Source organism: Streptomyces sp. NBC_00663 (genome assembly GCF_036226885.1).
Classification (GTDB): Bacteria; Actinomycetota; Actinomycetes; order Streptomycetales; family Streptomycetaceae; genus Streptomyces.
Window position 1 is genome coordinate 1,570,033 of record NZ_CP109027.1, and the last position, 19,465, is coordinate 1,589,497.

Here is a 19,465-nt window from a genome sequence, read left to right on the forward strand (position 1 = left end):
ACCAGCAGGTGTTCACCTAAGGTACGCCAGGCCCGGATGGACCTCGCGATAGCCCTCCACCAGTCGCCGGGCGACGTTCACGGAGTCGACGAGCGGGTGCAGCGCGAACGCCTTGACGGCCGTCGTGCGGGAGCCGGACTCGGCCGCGGCGAGCACCTCGCGCTCGACCGCCTTGACCGCGCAGACCAGGCCGGTGGCGTGGTCGGGCAGCGGGGCGACAGTGACGGGGTGGGCGCCGTTGGCGTCCACGAGGCACGGGACCTCGATCACGGCATCGTTGTCGAGCACGGACAGGGTGCTCCGGTTGCGGACGTTGAGGATCAGGGTGGTGCGCTCGTCGCGGGCGATGGCCCGCATCAGGGCGAGGGCGACCTTCTCGTAGCCGCCGGAGAGGTCGTCGGCGTCGCGCTCCCCGGCGCCGGCGGTCTCCCGGTTCTCGGACATGTAGGTGGCCTCGCGCTCGGCGCGCGTGCGGTCCCAGACGTCCAGTGCCTTCGCACCGGGGGCGCCGACCTCGTCGTAGAAGCGGGCCTGCTGGTCGTGGAGGAAGGCGCCGCGGGTCTTCTCGGCCTGCTGGTAGGCGCGGACGGCCTCGCGGTTGAAGTAGTAGTAGTGCAGGTACTCGTTGGGGATCGCGCCGAGGGACTGGAGCCAGTCGACGCCGAACAGCTTGCCCTCCTCGAAGGAGCCGAGGAGCTCGGGGTCGGCGAGCAGCCGCGGCAGCTCGTCCCGCCCCGCGACGCGCAGGCCGCGGACCCAGCCGAGGTGGTTGAGGCCGACGTAGTCGATCCAGGCCTCGCGCGGGTTCGCGCCGAGCACGCGCGCGATACGGCGGCCGAGGCCGACCGGTGAGTCGCAGATGCCGATGACGCGGTCGCCGAGGTGGCGGGACATGGCCTCGGTGACGAGACCGGCCGGGTTGGTGAAGTTGATGACCCAGGCGTCGGGGGCGAGGCGGGCCACCCGCCGGGCGATGTCGACGGCGACCGGGACGGTCCTGAGGCCGTAGGCGATACCGCCCGCGCCGACGGTCTCCTGACCGAGGACGCCCTCGGCGAGGGCCACCCGCTCGTCGTTCGCGCGGCCCTCCAGGCCGCCCACACGAATCGCGGAGAAGATGAAGTCGGCGCCGCGCAGGGCCTCGTCGAGGTCGGTGGTGGCGGTCACCACGGGGGCGTCCGGGACTGCCGCCGCCTGCTCGGCGAGGACCCGGGCCACCGCGGTGAGCCGGCCGGCGTCCAGGTCGTGCAGGACGACCTCGGTCACCCGGCCCTCGCCGCGGTCGCCCAGCAGCGCCCCGTACACGAGCGGCACCCGGAACCCGCCGCCGCCCAGAATCGTCAGCTTCACGCTTGAGCCTTTCCTGCCAGTGCCACCGCGACGCCCGCCTCCTCCAGGGAGGCCCGCGTCGCCGGGTCCACCGGCGCGTTCGTCACCACCACGTCCAGGTCCTCGGGACCGCAGACCTTCGCCATCCCCGTACCCGGGAACTTCGCCGTGTCGGCGAGCAGCACCACCTTGTCGCTCGCCTTGATCATGGCGCGCTTGACCGGCACCTCGACGACCGTCGTGTCCATCACCTGCCCGCCGGGGCGCACTCCACTGGTGCCGAGGAAGAGCCAGTCGGCGTGCAGCTGGCGCAGGTTGTCCTCGGTGAGGAAGCCGACCAGGGAGCGGTACTCGCGGCGGACCATGCCGCCGAGCAGGACCAGCTCGATGCCCTCGTCGTCGGCGAGCTCCTCGTAGACCACCAGGTTGCTGGTGATCACCGTGAGCCGGCGGCCGTGCAGCTGGCGGGCGAGGCGGTAGGCGGTGGTGCCGATGTCGAGCAGGACCGACTGGCCGTCCTTGACCATGGCCGCCGCATGAGCGGCTATCGCGTCCTTCTCGGCCACCCTGACCTCGGCGACCTCCGCGAAGGGCTGGTCGCCCTCCTCGGCGCGGGCGCCGCCGTGGACGCGGGTGAGCAGCCCGTCCTCCTCCAGTTTGACGAGGTCACGCCGGATGGTGGCGGGGCTCACACCGAGCTGCTCGGAGAGGTCGGTCACAGCCGCGGGGCCGCCCGAGCGCAGGGCCCGCAGGATGAGTTGATGTCGTCGTTCCGCCAGCATGCCGTGAACACTACTCGTCATCTTCAATCATTTCCATGCTCAGTTCTGCTCGGGTATTGACCAATCGTGCGGAGCGGCGCACGATTCCGGTCATCGAAATTGACGAGTTTTGACGAGAGGTGCCGAGTGTGGATGACGACAGGCCCGACGTACTCCTGACCGGGCTGCTCTTCTACGACCTCGTCCTCACGGGGCTCGGAAAGCCGCCGACGCCCGGCGAGGAGATCTGGACCGGCGGCATGGGCTGCGGCCCCGGCGGCATCGCGAACCTCGCGGTGGCGGCCTCCCGGTTCGGTCTGCGCACCTCCCTGGCCACGGTCTTCGGCGACGACTTCTACGGCGAGTACTGCCGGGACGTGCTGTGCGACCAGGAGGACATCGACCTCTCGCTCTCCCGCACCGCGGACGGCTGGCCCACCCCCGTCACCGTCTCGCTGGCCCAGGGCCACGACCGCGCCCTGGTCACCCACGGCTCCGAGCCCCCTTTCTCGCAGGACGTGCTGATGGGCGACCCGCCCGAGGCGCGCACCGCCCTCGTGCACCTGGAGGCCGAGCCCCGCGAGTGGATCTCCAAGGCCGCCGCGAACGGCACTCACGTCTACGCCGACGTCGGCTGGGACCCCACCCAGCAGTGGTCCACCGACCTCCTGGACCAGCTGAAGCTGTGCCACGCCTTCCTCCCGAACGAGTCCGAGGCGATGGCCTACACCCGCACCGACAGCGCGGTCGCGGCACTCGGCACGCTCTCCGAGCTGGTGCCGGTGGTCGTCGTCACGCGCGGCGGGGACGGAGCCGTCGCGGTGGACCAGACGACGGGCGAGTACGCCGACGTCCCGGCCCTCGACATCGATGTCCTGGACGCGACCGGCGCCGGTGACGTGTTCGGCGCGAGCTTCGTCGCCGCCTCGCTCGGCGGCTGGCCGCTGGAGGAGCGGCTGCGGTTCGCCGTCCTCGCCGCCGGGCTCTCCGTCCAGCGGCCCGGCGGCGCGCTGGCGGCCCCCGGCTGGTACGGCGTCGACCGCTGGTGGCGCTCCCTGACCGACCCCGACCTGAAGTCGGCGTACGGCTTCCTGGCGGACCGGCTCCCGGACGATCCCGGGCCGCCCGTCGCGTACGCCCCCGTGACCCCACCCGCACGGCAGACCTGACTCCCCGAAGCAGAACTCCCCCCACGCCCCTTCCCTGCGAAGTTTCGAAAAGATCCGAAAGGCGGTGGGAGCTGTGCGGCTCTCACGAAGAGGCCTGCTGCGTGCGGGCCTGGCCGGTACGGCCGCCACGGCGCTCGGCGGCCTGGCGTCCGGCTGTGCCGTTCCGACCGGCTCGACCGGCCGGAACATGGTCCTGTGGTACTGGAGCGGCGGTCTGAGCGACACCGTCGTGAAGAACGCCAAGGCCCGCTACGACAGCTCGGTCGACCTCCAGGCCATCCAGATCGGCGGCCAGTACCGCTCCAAGCTGATCACCACCATCACCGGCCGCGCCCACATCCCCGACATCGCGGGGCTCAAGGGCGAGGACATGGCCGCGTACCTCCCCAACGCGGACCAGTTCATCGATCTGCGGACACTGGGCGCGGAGAAGTACAAGGACCAGTACCTGTCCTGGAAGTGGGACCAGGGCATCGCCGACGACGGCACGATGGTCGGCTTCCCGATCGACTGCGGGCCGGTCGCGCACTACTACCAGTACGACGTCTTCCGGAAGGCCGGACTGCCGTACGAGCCCGACGACGTGACGGACGGTCTGAACACCTGGGAGAAGTTCTTCGACGCCGGCGTCCAGCTCGGCAAGCGGGTCCCGGGCGCCAAGCTCCTCACCGACGTCAACTCCGTCTTCGAGAACGTCGTCCAGCAGGGCGCGCAGCGGTACGTGGACAAGGACCGCCACTTCATCGGCGACCAGGACCATGTGCGCCGGGCGTGGGCGCTGGCGGTGGAGGCCAAGCAGCGGAAGATCGTCTCGGACCTGGTCAGCGGCACCCCGGACCAGCTGTCGGCGATCCAGGACGGCAAGCTGCCGAGCCAGCTCAACGCCTCCTGGGCCTCCTTCGACATCAAGAACGGTGTGCCGAAGACCAAGGGCAGATGGCGGGTGGCGCAGATGCCGGTGCGGCCCGCCAACAACGGCGGCTCGTTCCTGTCGATCACCAAGGCGTGCCGGGAGCCCGAGCAGGCGTTCCAGATCATCACCTGGCTCCTCGACGCGAGGAACCAGGCGCAGGGTTACGTCGACGCGGGTCTCTTCCCGTCCACGCCCGCCTCCTACGACCTGAAGCAGATGCGGGAGCCGGACGAGTTCTTCGGCGGCCAGGTCACCACCGACGTCTTCGGACCGGCCGCGCAGAAGATCGTGGTCGCCTACAACAGCCCGTTCGACATCGCGCTCGGGCAGCCCCTCAAGGACGAGATCAAGAACGTCGGCGTCCTCGGCAAGGATCCCAAGAAGGCCTGGAGTGACGCCATGAGCAAGTGCCGTCGCATCGCGAAGCACCTGGGGGTGAGCTACTGATGGCCGTCCTGGAGCAGACGCCGCCCGCGGTGGCGCAACCGTCGACGACCAAGCCCCAGTCGGGCTTTCGCAAGTACTGGCATCTCTACGCCGCCATCTCCCCCTTCTATCTGATCTTCCTCGGCTTCGGTCTCTTCCCGGTCGGCTTCTCCCTCTATCTGTCCTTCCACCGCTGGGACGGCCTCGGCTCGATGGAGTGGGCCGGGCTCTCGCAGTACCAGTACCTGCTGAGCGACAGCGACTTCTGGAACTCGATCGGCAACACGGTCATCATCTGGGCCCTGGCCACCTTCCCCATGATCTTCCTGGCGATGGCCACGGCCGTGATGCTCAACTCCGCGGTCCGCTTCAAGGGCCTGTACCGCGTCGCCTACTTCCTCCCCAACGTCACCTCGGTCGTCGCCATCGCGATCGTCTTCGGCTCGATCTTCTCCACCAACGCCGGCATGGTGAACGCCGTCCTGCACGCGGTCGGGATCGACCAGGTGGCGTGGCTGAACACGCCCTGGGGCATCAAGGTCACCATCGCCGCGCTGATGACCTGGCAGTGGACCGGCTACAACGCGATCATCTTCCTCGCCGGCCTCCAGACCATCCCGAGCGACCTCTACGAGGCCGCCCGCATGGACGGCGCCGGTCCGATCCAGACCTTCTTCCGGATCACGCTGCCCCTGCTGCGGCCGACCCTGCTCTTCGTCCTGGTCGTCTCGACGGTCACCGGCCTACAGAGCTTCTCCGAACCGCAGGTCCTGCTCCAGACCTCCTCCAACGACTCGACGTTCGCGGGCGGTCCGGGCCACTCCGGCCAGACGATGGTCCTCTACTTCTTCCAACAGACCTTCGACAACAACGACTTCGGGTACGGCGCCGCCGTGGCGTGGGGCATCTTCCTCGTCGTCGTCCTCTTCTCGATCATCAACTGGCGCCTCGTGCAGCGCCGCGGCGACTAGGAAGGGCCCACCATGGCATCCATCAAGGGGTCCCGCCGCAGAGGGATCGCGCTGCACCTCCCGCTGATCATCGGCACGATCATCTCGGCCTTCCCGTTCTACTGGGCCGTGATCATGTCGACGCACAGCTCGACGGAGATCTTCTCCTACCCGCCGAAGCTGCTGCCGGGCACGCACTTCCTGGAGAACGTCCGCCATCTCTTCGACGCCATCGACTTCTTCGGGTCGATGTGGAACTCGCTGCTGGTCGCGGTGTCGGTGACCTTCCTGGTCCTGCTCTTCGACTCGCTGGCCGCGTTCGTCTTCGCCAAGTTCGAGTTCCCCGGCAAGAACATGCTGTTCGGGCTGCTCATGATCATCTTCATGGTGCCGGCGCAGCTTTCGGTCATCCCGCAGTTCGTCATCATGGCGAAGATCGGCTGGATCGGCTCGATGACCGCGCTGATCGTGCCGGCCGCGGCCAACGCGTTCGGCATCTTCTGGATGCGCCAGTACATGAAGAGCGCCATCCACGACGAACTCCTCGACGCCTCCAAGCTGGACGGCGCGAACTTCCTGCGCCAGTACTGGCATGTGGCGCTGCCGGTGGTCCGCCCCGGTCTCGCCTTCCTCGGCATCTTCACCTTCATGGGCCAGTGGAACGACTTCGCCTGGCCCCTGATCGCCCTCACCAACCCCGACAACGTGACCTTGCAGGTCGCGCTGTCCCAGCTCAACGGCACCCACGGCACCACCGACTACGGCATCGTGATGACGGGCGCGCTGCTCGCCCTCATCCCGCTGCTGATCGTGTTCGCGGTCGGCGCCAAGCAGATCATCGGCGACCTCGCGAAGGGAGCCGTCCGCGGATGAACCGCGATCCGCTCGATCCGCTCATCGCCCTGCGCCCCTGGGAGACACCCGAGGTGACCTCCTGGGGGCGGCTCCCCATGAACGCCGTCGACCGGCGCTCCGGATCACTCCCCCAGGACGGCGACTGGCGTTTTCGGTTGCTGCCCGTTCCGGACGCGCCGGTCGGCGGTCCCTGGTCGTCGGCCCATGTCCCCGGCGTCTGGACGATGCAGGGCACGGACGACCTGCCGCAGTACCTGAACATCCGTATGCCGTTCGCGGAGTTCCCGCCGTCCGTCCCTTCGGCGAACCCGACGGGGGTGTACGAGCGCGAGATCGACGTCCCCGCCGACTGGACCGGACGCCGGATCGTCCTCCAGGTCGGCGCCGCCGAGAGCGTGCTCCTCGTCCATGTCGACGGGCGGCCGGTGGGCCTCTCCAAGGACTCCCACCTGGCGGCCGAGTTCGACCTGACGGGCCTCGTCGCCCCCGGCTCGTCCAGCACGCTGCGCCTCACGGTCGTCAAATGGTCGGACGCCTCGCACATCGAGGACCAGGACCAGTGGTGGCACGGCGGGATCACCCGCCCGGTGCTGCTGTACGCCACGGATCCGCTGCACCTCGCGGACGTGACCGTACGGGCCGCGTACAGCGGCGAACTGCGCGTCGACTGCCAGGTGCGGGACAGGGGCGGGGCGCTGCCCGAGGGGTGGTACGTCAGCGGGGACCTCGACGGACAGCCGTTGACGCGGGACACGGAGTTCGACCGCCTGAACACCGAGGACGAGCGCGTCTCCGACTTCCTCGGCGAGGCCCGGATGCGGGCCACCGTCCCCGACGTGCGCACCTGGAACGCCGAGACACCCGAGCTGTACGGCCTGACGGTCCGACTGCACCGCGCGGACGGCACGGTCGCCGACACGTCGTACCACCGGATCGGCTTCCGTGACGTCGAGATCGCCGGCCGGGACCTGCTGGTCAACGGCGAGCGGGTCTACATCCGGGGCGTCAACCGGCACGACTTCCATCCGCTGACCGGGCGGACGGTGTCGTACGACGACATGCGCGCGGATCTGATCCTGCTCAAGCGCTTCGGCTTCAACGCGATCCGCACCGCCCACTACCCCAACGACCCCGGTCTGTACGGCCTCGCCGACGAGCTCGGTTTCTACGTCGTCGACGAGGCGGACATCGAGTCGCACGACCACGCCCATGAGATCTCGGACGACCCGCGCTATCTGAACGCCTTCGTGGACCGCGTCTCACGCATGGTGCTGCGCGACAAGAACCACCCCTCGGTGATCGTCTGGTCCCTCGGCAACGAGTCCGACTACGGGGCCAACCACGACGCCGCGGCCGGCTGGGTGCGCCGGCACGATCCGACGCGGCCGATCCAGTACGAGGGCGCCGCCAAACTGGGCTGGGCGGATCCGGGGGTGGCCTCCGACATCGCCTGTCCGATGTACGCGCCGCTGGAGGACTGCGTCGCGCACGCGCTCTCCGGCGAGCAGACCAAGCCGCTCATCCAGTGCGAGTACTCGCACGCCATGGGCAACAGCAACGGCACGCTGGCCGACCATTGGGCCGCCATCGAGTCCACCCCGGGTCTTCAGGGCGGGTTCATCTGGGAGTTCTGGGACCACGGCATCCTTCAGCGCGTGAGCGACGGAAGACCGGTCGGGCGTGGGGGCGCCGGGCTCTATGACAACGGTGTCGCCGCGCCCGGGTACCGCTGGGCGTACGGCGGTGACTTCGGCGAACGCCTACATGACGGGGCGTTCATCGCCGACGGCGTGGTGTTCCCGGACCGCACGCCCAAGCCGGTGATGTACGAACACCGGGAGATCGCGGCGCCGGTCCGGATCGAGGCCTACCGGCACGAGGGCATCATCCTCGGCAACCATCAGCATTTCCGGGGCCTGGACTGGCTGTCCGGTGAATGGGAGCTGTCCCTGGCCGACGGCCGGGTCCTGACCGCGCCGGCCGAGCTGCCTGACCTGCGGCCGGGTGAGACGGCGGCCGTGCCTCTCCCCTTCGGGCTGCCGGTGGACGGCGGGGAGGCGTGGCTGACGCTGCGGGTGACGACCGCGCGGGAGGAGGCGTGGGCGCCTCGGGGGACGGTGGTGTGTGTACCGCAGGTGCGGTTGCGTGAGGCTGCGGTGGCTGTGCTGGAGAACCGTTCCGGCGCGGTGGCCGTGGATTCGGAAAACCGTTCCGGCGCGGTGGCCGTGGATTCCGATGGCCTGCTTGTCCACCCCCTCCTCGCCGCCGCTCCCGCGCTCTCCCTGTGGCGGGCGCCCACCGACAACGACGAGCTGGGGGGCATGGCACTGCGTTGGCGGGCCTGGGGGCTGGACGCCCTGGTCCGCAAGGTCGTCGACGTGCGCCGGGACAGGGAGCAGGTCACCGTGCTGGCCGAGTACGCCGCCGAGGTGGGTGTCGTACGGCATGTGCAGGTGTTCACGCCCGTCGAGGGCGGGGTGCGGATCGAGGAGTCGGCCGAACTGCCGGACGCGCTCGCCGATGTGGCGCGGGTGGGCTCGGTGTTCGAGACGGTGCCCGGCCTCGACCTGATGGAGTGGTACGGGCCCGGGCCCTGGGAGTCGTATCCGGACCGTTCCGGCGGGGCTCCCGTGGGCCACCACTCGGTGCCGGTGGACGAGCTGTTCACCCCCTACTTGCGTCCGCAGGAGAGCGGCGGCCGACACGGCGTACGGCACTTCAGGCTGTCGGCGCCGGACGGGACCGGGCTCGCGGTCGCGCTCGACGAGCCGCGTCAGGTCTCCGTGACCCGCTACCGGGCCGAGGACCTCACCTCCGTCACCCACCACGACCAACTGGTCCCGCGTCCCGGGTGCGTGGTGCACATCGACGCGGCCCACCGGGGTCTCGGCACGGCGTCGTGCGGCCCCGACACGTTCCCTTCCTATCTCATCGCACCGGGTGTCCACCGCTGGAGCTGGACCCTGCGCGTTCTCTGAACTCCCCTGGTTTTCACCCCTTTTACGGAGCACACGTGTGCACTTCGCATGAGCACGGGACCGAGCATGCCCAGGCGGGCGCCGGACGACGCGGTTTCCTCCGGGCGACGGCCCTGCTGGGCGCGGCGGCCACGGCCGGGGTCGCGCTGCCGACCGTGGCCGAGGCCGCCCCCGCGTCACGCCGGCGCCCGGACACCGACAGCCGTCGCTTCACCCTCGCCGTCATGCCCGACACCCAGTACCTCTTCGACGGGCCGAGCATCGACAAGGCGCCGGTCGAGGCCTCGCTGCGCTATCTGCTGGAGCACGGCAAGGACGAGAACATCGTCTTCCTGTCCCACCTCGGGGACCTGACCCAGAACGGGGCCCCGGCCGAAGTCGCCGCGATCAGCGAGGCGTTCAAGGTGCTCGACCGGCGCGAGGTCGGCTACAGCGTCCTCGCCGGCAACCACGACGTGAAGTCGTCGACGACCGACCAGCGCGGGGCGACGCCCTATCTGGACGCGTTCGGCCCTGACCGGTTCAAGGGGAAGTCCACGTTCGGCGGGGCCTCCGCCGACGGCTACAACACCTTCCACCTCTTCCGGGCCGCGGGCCGGGAGTGGCTGGTCCTCGCACTGGACTGGCGGCTGTCGGACCAGGGTTACGCGTGGGCGAAGGACGTGCTGGCCGCCCACCCGAATACGCCGGTCATCCTCACCACGCACGAGCTGGTCGTCGAGGACGACACCCTGTCCGCGTACGGGCAGCAGCTGTGGGACCGGCTGGTGGCGGACCACGACCAGATCTTCCTCACCCTCAACGGCCACTACTGGCCCGCCGCCCGCGCAACGCGCGAGAACGCGGCCGGACATGACGTCCACCTCCATCTGACGAACTACCAGAACCGCTATTTCGGCGGGGCCGCGATGATCCGGCTCTACCGCTTCGACCTGGACCGGAACGTGATCGACGTCGAGACGGTCTCGCCGTGGATCCTGGGCCGGGCCGGGAAGGGGCTCAACGAGCTGGAGCGGCAGGAGATCGAACTCAGCGGTGACGCCGACCGGTTCACGGTGGACATCGACTTCGCCGACCGGTTCTCCGGCTTCGCGCCGGTGCCCGCCCGTCCGGCCCGCCCCGTGTCGCGAATGCTGATCCCGGGCACGGTGGCGTACTGGCGGTTCGACAGGGCGGTCGGCGACAAGGTGCGTGACCTGTCCGGCCGCGGCAACGACCTCGGTCTCGTGACCGTGGGCGGCGGCACGCTCGGCTGGTCGTCCGACCACCATCCCGACCAACCCGGCCACGGCAGCCTGGAGTTCCAGGGCTACAAGTCGCCGCTGAAGGGCGCGTATCTGCGCACGGTCGACGGCGCCCCGCTCAACTCGGCGACGTTCAAGGCCGGTTACACCATCGAGGCCTTCTATCGCCTCCCCGCCGACTGGGACCCCGACCACCATGCCTGGTCCGGCATCGTCAGCCGTACCGGCACGGGCGGCGCCGCCGGCCAGACCGCCGACGACCCCGACGAGCCGCTGGCCACGCTGTCCCTCTCCAACGACCGTGAGCCGCAGTGGGCGATGCGCCCGCTGAACCAGGAGGGCATCGCGACCAACTGGGGCCAGGAGACGCCGCTGGAGACCTGGTGGCACCTCGCGATCGTCAACGACGGCCGGCACACCACCCTCTACGTCGAGGGCTGCCCGGTCGTCCGCAACCCCAAGGCGACGTCGACCGGCATCGCCTCCGTCGGACTGCCGTGGCTGCTGGGCGGCTACGAGTACGGCGGGAAGATCGACCAGATCCTGCACGGACGCCTCGGCGACGTCCGCATCGTCGAACGGGCGCTGCCCGTCACGTCCTTCATGAACCACTGACCTGTCGAGGATCGTCATGACCGAACAGCAGCTGCCCTCCTGGGCCGACCCCTCCGTCTCCCCCGCCGACCTCGACCCGCAGGGCCTGTCGAGGCGTGGGCTCCTGCGCGGCGCCGGCCTGTTCGGCGCCGCCTTCGCCCTCGGCGGGGCGGCCGTGCCCGCCATGGCCGCCGAACAGCGTCTCGGCGGCGACGACCCGCGGCTCGCCTACCTCGTCGGCGACCACCACATCCACTCCGTCTACAGCCACGACGCCAAGTACACGTTCTCCCAGCAGGCCAAGGCCGCCGCCAAGTACGGCCTGGACTGGATGGTGTTCAACGAGCACTCCAACTTCGGACACGCCTCCTACGGCGCGAAGCTGGAGCACGAGGAGATCCTCAAGGCCCGCGCGGAGAACCCGCGCCAGCTGATCTTCCAGGGCCTGGAGTGGTACATCCCGGCCGCCGAGCACTGCACCGTCTTCGCCGCGCCCGGCCCCCACGAGACCGACCTGCTCACCCAGTTCGAGCTCGCCTACGACGGCAAGCTGCTCGGCTACACCGAGGGCGCGGCCGGCGCGACCGACACCGACCGCAACGAGGCGCATGCCGTCAAGGCCATCAAGTGGCTGGCGGAACAACGCCGTTCGGGCTATGTCGACGACGTCCTCGTCATCGCCAACCACCCCCTCCGCCTGGGCATCGACTCCCCGCACGAGATGCGCAACTGGCGGGACGCGGCCCCCGAGATCATGATCGGCATGGAGGGCGCACCGGGCGCCCAGGGCGCGGCGCTCCCCGGCTGGCGCGGGGCGACGTCCATCCGCGGGGAGTACGAGAACAAGCCGTCGGCGCAGTCCTGGGCGGGCTATCCGGCCGAGGCGTATGTGACGTACGGCGGCTTCGACTGGGCGACGGCGACCGTCGGCGGTCTGTGGGACGCGATGCTGGCCGAGGGCAGACTGTTCTCGATCACCACCAACTCCGACAACCACCGGACCGTCTTCGACACCTGGAAGAACGGCGACTGGCCGGCCGGCCAGAACTTCGACAACACCGGCAGGCTGCCCGACCCGGTGAACACCGACACCCCGCAGCCGGGCAGCGACTTCTGGCCGGGCGAGTTCAGCCGCACGCACGTCGGCGTCTCCCGCTACGGCTACCGCGCGGTGATGGCGGGTCTGCGCGCGGGCCGCGTCTGGCTGGACCACGGGCATCTGCTCGACGGCCTCGACGTCCGCCTGAAGCGGGACTGCGACGCGGGCCGGGGAGTCACGCTCGGCGGCCGGCTGCGCGTCCGCAAGGGCGAGAAGATCACCCTGTACGTGACGGTCACGACCGCGTCGCGGCCCAACCCCCAGGGAATTCTGCCGGAGTTGGCGCACGTGGACGTGATCCGGGGTGCGGTGCGCGGCCCGGTGACCGAGCGTGACTCCTGGCGGGCCCCCGACACGAGGGTCGTCCGGACGACGGACGTGAGCGGCCGGAAGGGGACGTACACCCTGCGCATCCCGCTGACCGCCGGGGACGAGTCCTTCTACGTCCGGCTGCGCGGCAGCGACGGCAACCGCCATGGTGCCGGCTACCTCGGCGCGTCCGTCGACCCCAACGGGCCGATCCCGCACACGCCCGGCGACGGTGACCCGTGGGCGGACACGTGGTTCTATTCGAACCCCGTCTTCGTCGACGTGACGGGTTCCTGAGGGAGCGTCGCCTCACGGTCGGCGCCGACGACGACGCGGGCGGCGGCGGGCTCGGCGCGGAGATGATTCCGCCGGGCGGGTGCGCGGTCGCCACCGCCGTGTCCTCGTACCGGCAGGTCACCGGCTGATGGGAGCGGGGTACGGTGGCCGCGTGACCACGGAAGAGTCGCTGCGGCCCCAGTCCCTCATGCTCACGTTCCTGGGCGACCAGGTGCTCGGGCGTGACGTCTGCGTGTACTCGGGCAGCGTCATCGACGTGTTCGCCCGCGTCGGCGTCGGCGAACAGGCGACGCGCTCGACACTGACCCGCATGGTGAACCGCGGCCTGCTGCGCCGGCAGCGCGAGGGCCGCCGCATGTACTTCGGTCTGACCGAGCACTCGGCGGCGGTCCTGCGGGACGGCGAACGCCGTATCTGGCAGACGGGCGCCGTGAACCGCCACTGGGACGGCACCTGGACCCTCCTCGGCTTCTCCCTCCCCGAGTCCTGGCAGCGCCAACGCCACGACCTGCGCTCCAAACTCACCTGGAGCGGCTTCGGCCCCCTGTTCAGCGGCCTGTGGATCGCCCCCGGCGAGGTCGACGTCGCCGAACTGGTCGCCGAGCTCGGCCTGTCCGCCCATGTGAAGGTCTTCCGCGCGCACGCCGACACCGGCATGGACATCGGCGCGATGATCGAGGAGACCTGGGAGCTGGCCGAACTCGCAGACCGCTACGAGGCGTTCGTACGCCGCTGGCAGCCCTGGGAGACGCGGGCACCGGAAGCCGACGAGGCCCTGGCCCAACGCCTCCTCCTCCAGGCCGAGTGGCTCCGGGTCATCCGGCGCGATCCCCGACTGCCGGTGAAGCATCTGCCGGACGACTGGCCGGCGGAGCAGGCGGAGAAGACGTTCCGCCGAGTACACGAACGGCTGACACCGCTGGCCAAGGAGGCGGCGGGACGCCTTCTGGACCTGGTGGCGGTGCGCGGCGGCACGGACGACGCGGGCTGACACGGTCCGTCACACGAGCTGCGGCTCCAGGTATCGCGCGCGCCGCTCAGGCCGTCCGGGGTGCCGTGTTCCACGACGACGCTCTCGCCGACCTCGACGATGCGCCGGGCCAGGTGCGGTACGGCCTTCTGGTAGTCGCGCCGGAACGCGTGGACCTTGGCCGGTCCGCACAGCCCGAACGTACGGTAACGGTCCCCGAGTTCGGGATGCACGCGGCTATGCGTAGAACCGCGAAAGGCTCTGCAACACCGCAGCCGGCTTCCCCCCGCCCTCGATCTCGATGACCCCGTCGACGGCGATCTGCACCCCGCCCGCGACGTCCTCGACATCCGTCAGCTTCCCCACCAGCCGGATTCGGGAGCCGACCTTCACCGGGGAGGGGAAACGGACCTTGTTGAGGCCGTAGTTGACCTTGGTCGTGACGCCCTGGACGTCCAGGAGTTCGGTGAACAGGGGGATGAAGAGCGAGAGGGTCAGGTAGCCGTGGGCTATCGGGGCGCCGAAGGGGCCCTCGGCGGCGCGTGCCGGGTCGACGTGGATCCACTGGTGGTCGCCCGTGGCGTCGGCGAAGGTGTTGATGCGGTCCTGGGTGACCTCGATCCACTCACTGGTGCCGAGGTCGCTTCCGGCGAGCTTCTTGAGTTCGTCGAGGCCGTTGACGGTGATGCTCATGGGGTTCCTTAGCTGTTGCCGTAGCGGGTACGGACGCGGGACTTGAGGAGTTTTCCGGAGGCGGTGCGCGGCAACTCGGCCGCGAGGACCACCGACTTGGGGATCTTGTACTTGGCGAGGCGGCCGGCCAGGGACGCCAGTACCGCGTCGGGGTCGAGGGTGGCGCCCTCGCGGGGGACGACGACCGCGCGTGGTACCTCGCCCCACTTGTCGTCGGGTACGCCGATGACCGCGCACTCGACGATGTCGGGGTGGGTGAGGAGCAGGTCCTCGATCTCGGCGGGGTAGATGTTCTCGCCGCCCGAGATGATCATGTCCTTGATGCGGTCGACGACGAAGACATAGCCGTCCTCGTCGACGCGGGCGGCGTCCCCGCTGCGGAACCAGCCGTCCGTGAAGGAGGCGGCCGTCTCTTCCGGCAACCCCCAGTAGCCGGGCATGACATGGGGGCCGCGGACGGCGATCTCGCCGGTCTCGCCGATGTCGACCGGCGCCATGTCCGGCCGTACGACCCGTACATCGCTGAAGAAGTGCGGTACGCCCGCCGAACCGGCCTTGGTGACCGCGTGTTCGGCGTCCAGGAAGAGCGTGCCGGGGGAGGCTTCCGTCATGCCGTAGCCCTGGAGGAAGGTCAGGTCCCGCTCTTGGTAGGCCGCGATCATCGCGGTCGGGACCGGTGAGCCGCCGCAGGTGAGGATGCGCAGGGAGGAGAGGTCCGCGTCCGGCCAGCGCGGGTGGCGGGCGATCTGTTCGAACATCGTCGGGACGCCGAACATGAAGGTGATGCGGTGGCGTTCGATGAGGTCGAAGGTGGTCTGCGGGTCGAAGGCCTCCACCAGGACGCAGGTGCCGCCCTTCAGCAGGACCGGCAGGGTCAGCATGTTCAGGCCCGCCGTGTGGAACAACGGGGCCGAGACCAGGGCGCGTTCGTCGGCGATCAGGTCGGTGTCGACGAGGACGTTGAGCGCGTTCCAGGTCAGGTTGGCGTGGGTGAGCATCGCGCCCTTGGGGCGGCCGGTCGTGCCCGAGGTGTACATGATGATGCAGGTGTCGTCGGGGGCGACCGGTTCGTCGATCGGCTCGTCCGTGGCCGCTTTCGCCAGTTCCTCCTCGTACACGGCGCCCACCTCGACGTACGCCCGCACGTCCGTGTCGCCCGGCAGGCCGGCGACCAGGCCCGCGTACTGGGGGCCGTAGACGAGTGCCTTGGTGCCGGAGTCGGTGAGCTGGTAGGCGATCTCCGGTCCCGCGAGGCGGATGTTGAGGGGGACGAAGACCGCGCCGAGGGTGCCCGCCGCGAACAATGTCTCCAGGTAGGAGGGGTGGTTGGGGCCGAGGTAGGCGATCCGGTCGCCGCGTCGGACGCCCCGGGCGCGCAGTGCGTGGGCGAGGCGGGTGGTGCGTTCGTGCAGTTGCGCGTACGTCCATGCCGTGTCGCCGTGCACCAGTGCGGTGCGGTGCGGGGTCTTGCGGGCCCGGCGTGCGGGCCATGACCCCAGTCCCTCGTTGCGCATCTACGGCCCCTTATGGCTTGGTCAGCCCGAGCAGACGGGCGGCGTTCTCCTTGAGGATCTTCGGCCTGACCTCGTCCTTGATCGGCAGCTTCGCGAAGTCGGCGAGCCAGCGGTCGGGGGTGAGGACGGGGAAGTCGGAACCGAAGAGCACCTTGTCCTTGAGCAGGGTGTTCGCGTACTGGACGAGTTGCGGCGGGAAGTACTTCGGGGACCAGCCGGAGAGGTCGATGTGGACGCCCGGCTTGTGCGTGGCGACCGCCAGGGCCTCGTCCTGCCAGGGGAAGGACGGATGGGCCAGGATGATCTTCAGATGGGGGAAGTCGGCGGCCACGTCGTCCACGTGGAGGGGGTTCGAGTACTTCAACCTGATCCCCCCGCCACCCGGGACCCCGGCGCCGATGCCCGTCTGACCCGTGTGGAACAGGGCGATCGTGCCGGTCTCCTCGATGACCTCGTACAGGTCGTACGCCACGGAGCGGTCGTTGGGGAAGAAGCCCTGGATGCTGGGGTGGAACTTGAAGCCCTTCACCCCGTACTCCTCGACCAGACGACGGGCCTGCCTGACGCCCGCCCTGCCGCGGAAGGGGTCGATGGAGGCGAAGGGGATGAGGACGTCGGAGTTGGCCGCGGCGGCTTCCGCGACCTCCTCGTTGGGGACCGGCGCTGTGCCGGTCGCGGACTCGGCGTCCACCGTGAAGATCACGGCGGCCATCTTCCGCTCGCGGTAGTAGGCGGCCGTCTCCTCCAGTGTCGGCTTCCGCTTGCCCTCGACCTTGAAGTAGGCGGAGGAGGCGTCGTGCAGGTCGTCGTCGAGGGAGGAGTGGCCCTTGGACGACACCTCCGCATGGGTGTGTACGTCGATGGCGACCAGCTCGCTGATGTCCATCACGCCTCCGGAAGCTTCGGCGCCGGGATGCCGACCGTCTGGAGCTCGGCGCCGACCGACGTGGGGAACGCGTCGGCCAGGGTGTCCGGGGTCCAGCCGCCGTCGGCGTACGCCGCCTTGATCTCCTGCGGATGCGACCAGAGTGCCACCTTGTCGCCGCCGATGCCGATGGCCTGGCCCGTGATGGAGCGGGCGGCCTCGGAGGCGAGGAAGGGGACGAGGGCCGCGCAGTCCTCGGGGGTGCCGAAGCCCTCGCCCTTGCGGAGGAAGTCCGGGAGCGGCTCGCCGTTCCTCATGGCCTCGATGTACGGGGCGAAGGCGGGGATCGTCTCGGTCATCGCGGTCGCGGCGACCGGCACGATCGCGTTGACGGTGATGTTCGCGCGGCCCAGCTCCATGGACCAGGTACGGGCGAAGGCGGCGATGCCGGCCTTGGCGGCGGCGTAGTTGGTCTGGCCGAAGTTGCCGCGCTGACCGGCCGGGGAGCCGACCAGGATCAGGGAGCCGCCCTCACCCTGCTCACGCATCCGCACCGCGGCGGCGCGGGCGCAGGTGAAGGTGCCCTTGAGGTGGGTGGTGATCACCGCGTCGAAGTCGTCGTCGGTCATCTTCCACAGCACCTTGTCGCGCAGGATGCCGGCGTTGGTGACCAGGATGTCGAGCCGCCCGAACTCCGCGACGGCTCGGTCGACCAGCCGTTGCGCGGCCTCGCTCGTCCCGACCGGGACGACCTCGGCGACGGCCGTGCCGCCGGCCTCGGTGAGGGACTTCACGGCCTGCTCGGCGACGGCCTCGTCGATGTCGTTGACGACCACGGAGGCGCCGTGGGCGGCGAGGGCGTGCGCATAGGCGAGGCCGAGGCCCCGGCCGCTGCCGGTGACGACGGCGACCTTGCCGGAGAGATCGATGGTGGGCACGGGTGAGGTCCCTTCACGAACTGATGCGGGGGACGCGCCGTCGAGACGCGTCGCTGCGACTTCGAGATCGAAGCTAAGAGCAATAATTGTTGACGTCAATAGTTGTTGGCGACCGACGGGTGCGTCATGCTGGAATCTGCCTGCCGTACCGCGACCCAGGGAGCCCGCCATCACACGCCAGCACGCCACCCCGAAGCCCATCGACGCGGACGAGCCGTGGATGCGCGGGCTGCACGCGGACACCGGCTACCTGCTCTACCGCCTGGGGCTGCGCTCCGGCCAGCTCTTCAACACGTTCCTCCAGGAGTCCGGGCTGCGGCTGCGCCACTACGCGGTGCTGCGCTATCTCGCCGGTTCCGCGGGCGCCCTCCAGCGGGAGCTGAGCACCCGGCTCGGCTACGACCCGAGCGCGATCGTCGGCCTGGTCGACGACCTGGAGAAACTCGGCCTCACCGAGCGCCGCCCCTCGCCCGACGACCGGCGCAGCAAGATCGTCGTCCTGACCGAGAAGGGCCTCGCCTTCCTCCGCGACACCGACGAGGCGGGGCGGCGGGTGACCAACGACCTGCTGGAACCGCTCGACGCCGGCGAGCGCGACGCGCTGCACGCACTGCTGCTGAGGATCGCCGACCAGCCATGACCGGCCAGTCGAGAGTCCGCTCACCCGGCGCCGCCACCGCGACCGACCGGCTGCTGTCCGTGCTCGGCGCGTTCGACCACGGGCACCCGGCCCTGAGCCTGACCGACATCAGCCGGCGGGCGGGCCTGAGCCTGACCACCGCGCACCGGCTGGTGGGCGCGCTCACCGAGTGGGGCGCCCTGGAGCGGGACGACTCCGGCGTCTATCACGTCGGGCTACGGCTGTGGGAGGTCGCGGCCCTCGCCCCGCGCGGTCTCGCCCTGCGGCAGATCGCGCTGCCGTACCTGGAGGACCTGTACGAAGCGACGCACGAGAACGTGCAGTTGGCGGTACGGGACGGCACCGAGGTCGTGTACATCGAGTGGCTGTCGGGGCGTTCGTCGGTCGGCGTGCACATCAGGGTCGGCGCCCGCTGGCCGCTGCACGCCACCGGCGTCGGGCTGGCGCTGCTGGCCCACGACACCCCGGACGCCCAGGAGCGCTACTGCGCGGGCCCCCTCGCCGCCTTCACCCCGTACACGATCACGGATCCGGCCCGGCTGCGCCGGGTCCTGGCCGAGACCCGGCGCACGGGGGTCGCGGTGAGCGACCGTCAGGTCACCGACGACGCCCTGTCGGTGGCCGCCCCCGTACGCGGACGGGGCGGCGCGGTGAGGGCCGCGGTGTCGATCGTGGTGCCCCAAGTCGACGCCCAGGTACCGGTGTTGATACCGGCGGTGCGGGTCGCCGCGCGCGGGATATCGCGGGCGCTCGGGTGGCGTCCGGAGAAGTAGAGGGATCCCGTACGGCACCCGTGCGACGCTCTGGCAGCCGGCGTACGACTTCCACCGCGGTGAAGGGGAGCCGTGAGGTTACGGAACCGTGAGTGAGCACCCGGATATCCCTCGCACCGGCGAGGCATCGCCCCCGAGCCCCTCGCGA

General features: G+C 70.1%; 16 protein-coding genes. 10 read left to right on the forward strand and 6 right to left on the reverse strand.

All coding sequences use genetic code 11. The features are described from left to right. Positions 1-12: 12 nt before the first annotated feature. Positions 13-1,350, reverse strand: coding sequence for a 6-phospho-beta-glucosidase (locus OG866_RS07205; RefSeq protein WP_329332598.1), 1,338 nt, complete (start codon positions 1,348-1,350; stop codon positions 13-15). Then, complete coding sequence (locus tag OG866_RS07210; RefSeq protein WP_329343970.1) at positions 1,347-2,111, reverse strand: DeoR/GlpR family DNA-binding transcription regulator; 765 nt, start codon at positions 2,109-2,111, stop codon at positions 1,347-1,349. The genes OG866_RS07205 and OG866_RS07210 overlap by 4 nt, the downstream gene beginning before the upstream one ends. Before the next feature lie 128 nt (positions 2,112-2,239). On the opposite strand from OG866_RS07210, the gene OG866_RS07215 reads away from it, so the two are divergent. The 8 genes from OG866_RS07215 (at position 2,240) to OG866_RS07250 (ending at position 13,915) form a co-directional block, all read left to right on the forward strand. Further along, positions 2,240-3,259: a carbohydrate kinase family protein gene (locus tag OG866_RS07215; RefSeq protein ID WP_329332599.1), complete on the forward strand. Its 1,020-nt coding sequence runs from the start codon at positions 2,240-2,242 to the stop codon at positions 3,257-3,259. 73 nt (positions 3,260-3,332) lie between these two features. Continuing rightward, on the forward strand, positions 3,333-4,619 hold the full coding sequence (locus OG866_RS07220; RefSeq protein ID WP_329332600.1) for an extracellular solute-binding protein: 1,287 nt from the start codon (positions 3,333-3,335) through the stop codon (positions 4,617-4,619). Continuing rightward, positions 4,619-5,569 carry a carbohydrate ABC transporter permease gene (locus OG866_RS07225; protein WP_329332601.1) on the forward strand — a complete coding sequence of 317 codons (951 nt, stop codon included), beginning with the start codon at positions 4,619-4,621 and terminating at the stop codon, positions 5,567-5,569. The genes OG866_RS07220 and OG866_RS07225 overlap by 1 nt, the downstream gene beginning before the upstream one ends. Positions 5,570-5,581: 12 nt before the next feature. Beyond that, the gene (locus OG866_RS07230; RefSeq protein WP_329332602.1) at positions 5,582-6,421 is read left to right on the forward strand and encodes a carbohydrate ABC transporter permease; all 840 of its coding nucleotides are present in this window, start codon (positions 5,582-5,584) and stop codon (positions 6,419-6,421) included. Next, positions 6,418-9,381 (forward strand): glycoside hydrolase family 2 TIM barrel-domain containing protein, encoded by a 2,964-nt coding sequence (locus OG866_RS07235; RefSeq protein WP_329332603.1) that lies wholly within the window; start codon positions 6,418-6,420, stop codon positions 9,379-9,381. The genes OG866_RS07230 and OG866_RS07235 overlap by 4 nt, the downstream gene beginning before the upstream one ends. Before the next feature lie 35 nt (positions 9,382-9,416). After that, positions 9,417-11,240 (forward strand): LamG-like jellyroll fold domain-containing protein, encoded by a 1,824-nt coding sequence (locus OG866_RS07240; RefSeq protein ID WP_329332604.1) that lies wholly within the window; start codon positions 9,417-9,419, stop codon positions 11,238-11,240. A 16-nt stretch (positions 11,241-11,256) separates the two neighbouring features. Continuing rightward, positions 11,257-12,924 (forward strand): histidinol-phosphatase, encoded by a 1,668-nt coding sequence (locus OG866_RS07245; RefSeq protein WP_329332605.1) that lies wholly within the window; start codon positions 11,257-11,259, stop codon positions 12,922-12,924. A gap of 151 nt (positions 12,925-13,075) precedes the next feature. Continuing rightward, the gene (locus OG866_RS07250; protein WP_329332606.1) at positions 13,076-13,915 is read left to right on the forward strand and encodes a PaaX family transcriptional regulator; all 840 of its coding nucleotides are present in this window, start codon (positions 13,076-13,078) and stop codon (positions 13,913-13,915) included. A gap of 216 nt (positions 13,916-14,131) precedes the next feature. On the opposite strand, the gene OG866_RS07255 is transcribed toward OG866_RS07250, so the two are convergent. From OG866_RS07255 to OG866_RS07270, 4 genes are read right to left on the reverse strand one after another with little or no spacing between them, the layout of a single operon-like run. Beyond that, complete coding sequence (locus OG866_RS07255) at positions 14,132-14,587, reverse strand: MaoC family dehydratase (RefSeq protein WP_329332607.1); 456 nt, start codon at positions 14,585-14,587, stop codon at positions 14,132-14,134. 8 nt (positions 14,588-14,595) lie between these two features. After that, the gene (locus tag OG866_RS07260; RefSeq protein WP_329332608.1) at positions 14,596-16,101 is read right to left on the reverse strand and encodes an acyl-CoA synthetase; all 1,506 of its coding nucleotides are present in this window, start codon (positions 16,099-16,101) and stop codon (positions 14,596-14,598) included. Positions 16,102-16,111: 10 nt separating this feature from the next. Beyond that, positions 16,112-16,987, reverse strand: coding sequence for an amidohydrolase family protein (locus tag OG866_RS07265; RefSeq protein ID WP_329332609.1), 876 nt, complete (start codon positions 16,985-16,987; stop codon positions 16,112-16,114). Beyond that, a complete protein-coding gene (locus OG866_RS07270; RefSeq protein WP_329332610.1) occupies positions 16,987-17,904 on the reverse strand; it encodes an SDR family NAD(P)-dependent oxidoreductase in 918 nt (305 codons plus the stop codon). Before OG866_RS07270 ends, OG866_RS07265 begins: the two co-directional genes overlap by 1 nt. A 220-nt stretch (positions 17,905-18,124) precedes the next feature. On the opposite strand from OG866_RS07270, the gene OG866_RS07275 reads away from it, so the two are divergent. Together OG866_RS07275 and OG866_RS07280 are read left to right on the forward strand one after the other, a co-directional pair. Next, entirely contained in the window at positions 18,125-18,544 is a 420-nt protein-coding gene (locus OG866_RS07275) for a MarR family winged helix-turn-helix transcriptional regulator (RefSeq protein WP_329332611.1), read from the forward strand. After that, positions 18,541-19,317, forward strand: coding sequence for an IclR family transcriptional regulator (locus tag OG866_RS07280; protein WP_329332612.1), 777 nt, complete (start codon positions 18,541-18,543; stop codon positions 19,315-19,317). Before OG866_RS07275 ends, OG866_RS07280 begins: the two co-directional genes overlap by 4 nt. Positions 19,318-19,465: the final 148 nt, after the last annotated feature.

What these genes read in the sequence shown, in the direction of transcription:
- OG866_RS07265 (WP_329332609.1), bottom strand. Translation starts at nt 16,987, where the DNA reads ATGGACATCAGCGAGCTGGTCGCCATCGACGTACACACCCATGCGGAG.
- OG866_RS07230 (WP_329332602.1), top strand. Translation starts at nt 5,582, where the DNA reads ATGGCATCCATCAAGGGGTCCCGCCGCAGAGGGATCGCGCTGCACCTC.
- OG866_RS07275 (WP_329332611.1), top strand. Translation starts at nt 18,125, where the DNA reads ATGCGCGGGCTGCACGCGGACACCGGCTACCTGCTCTACCGCCTGGGG.
- OG866_RS07260 (WP_329332608.1), bottom strand. Translation starts at nt 16,101, where the DNA reads ATGCGCAACGAGGGACTGGGGTCATGGCCCGCACGCCGGGCCCGCAAG.
- OG866_RS07235 (WP_329332603.1), top strand. Translation starts at nt 6,418, where the DNA reads ATGAACCGCGATCCGCTCGATCCGCTCATCGCCCTGCGCCCCTGGGAG.
- OG866_RS07210 (WP_329343970.1), bottom strand. Translation starts at nt 2,111, where the DNA reads ATGCTGGCGGAACGACGACATCAACTCATCCTGCGGGCCCTGCGCTCG.
- OG866_RS07255 (WP_329332607.1), bottom strand. Translation starts at nt 14,587, where the DNA reads ATGAGCATCACCGTCAACGGCCTCGACGAACTCAAGAAGCTCGCCGGA.
- OG866_RS07280 (WP_329332612.1), top strand. Translation starts at nt 18,541, where the DNA reads ATGACCGGCCAGTCGAGAGTCCGCTCACCCGGCGCCGCCACCGCGACC.
- OG866_RS07225 (WP_329332601.1), top strand. Translation starts at nt 4,619, where the DNA reads ATGGCCGTCCTGGAGCAGACGCCGCCCGCGGTGGCGCAACCGTCGACG.
- OG866_RS07245 (WP_329332605.1), top strand. Translation starts at nt 11,257, where the DNA reads ATGACCGAACAGCAGCTGCCCTCCTGGGCCGACCCCTCCGTCTCCCCC.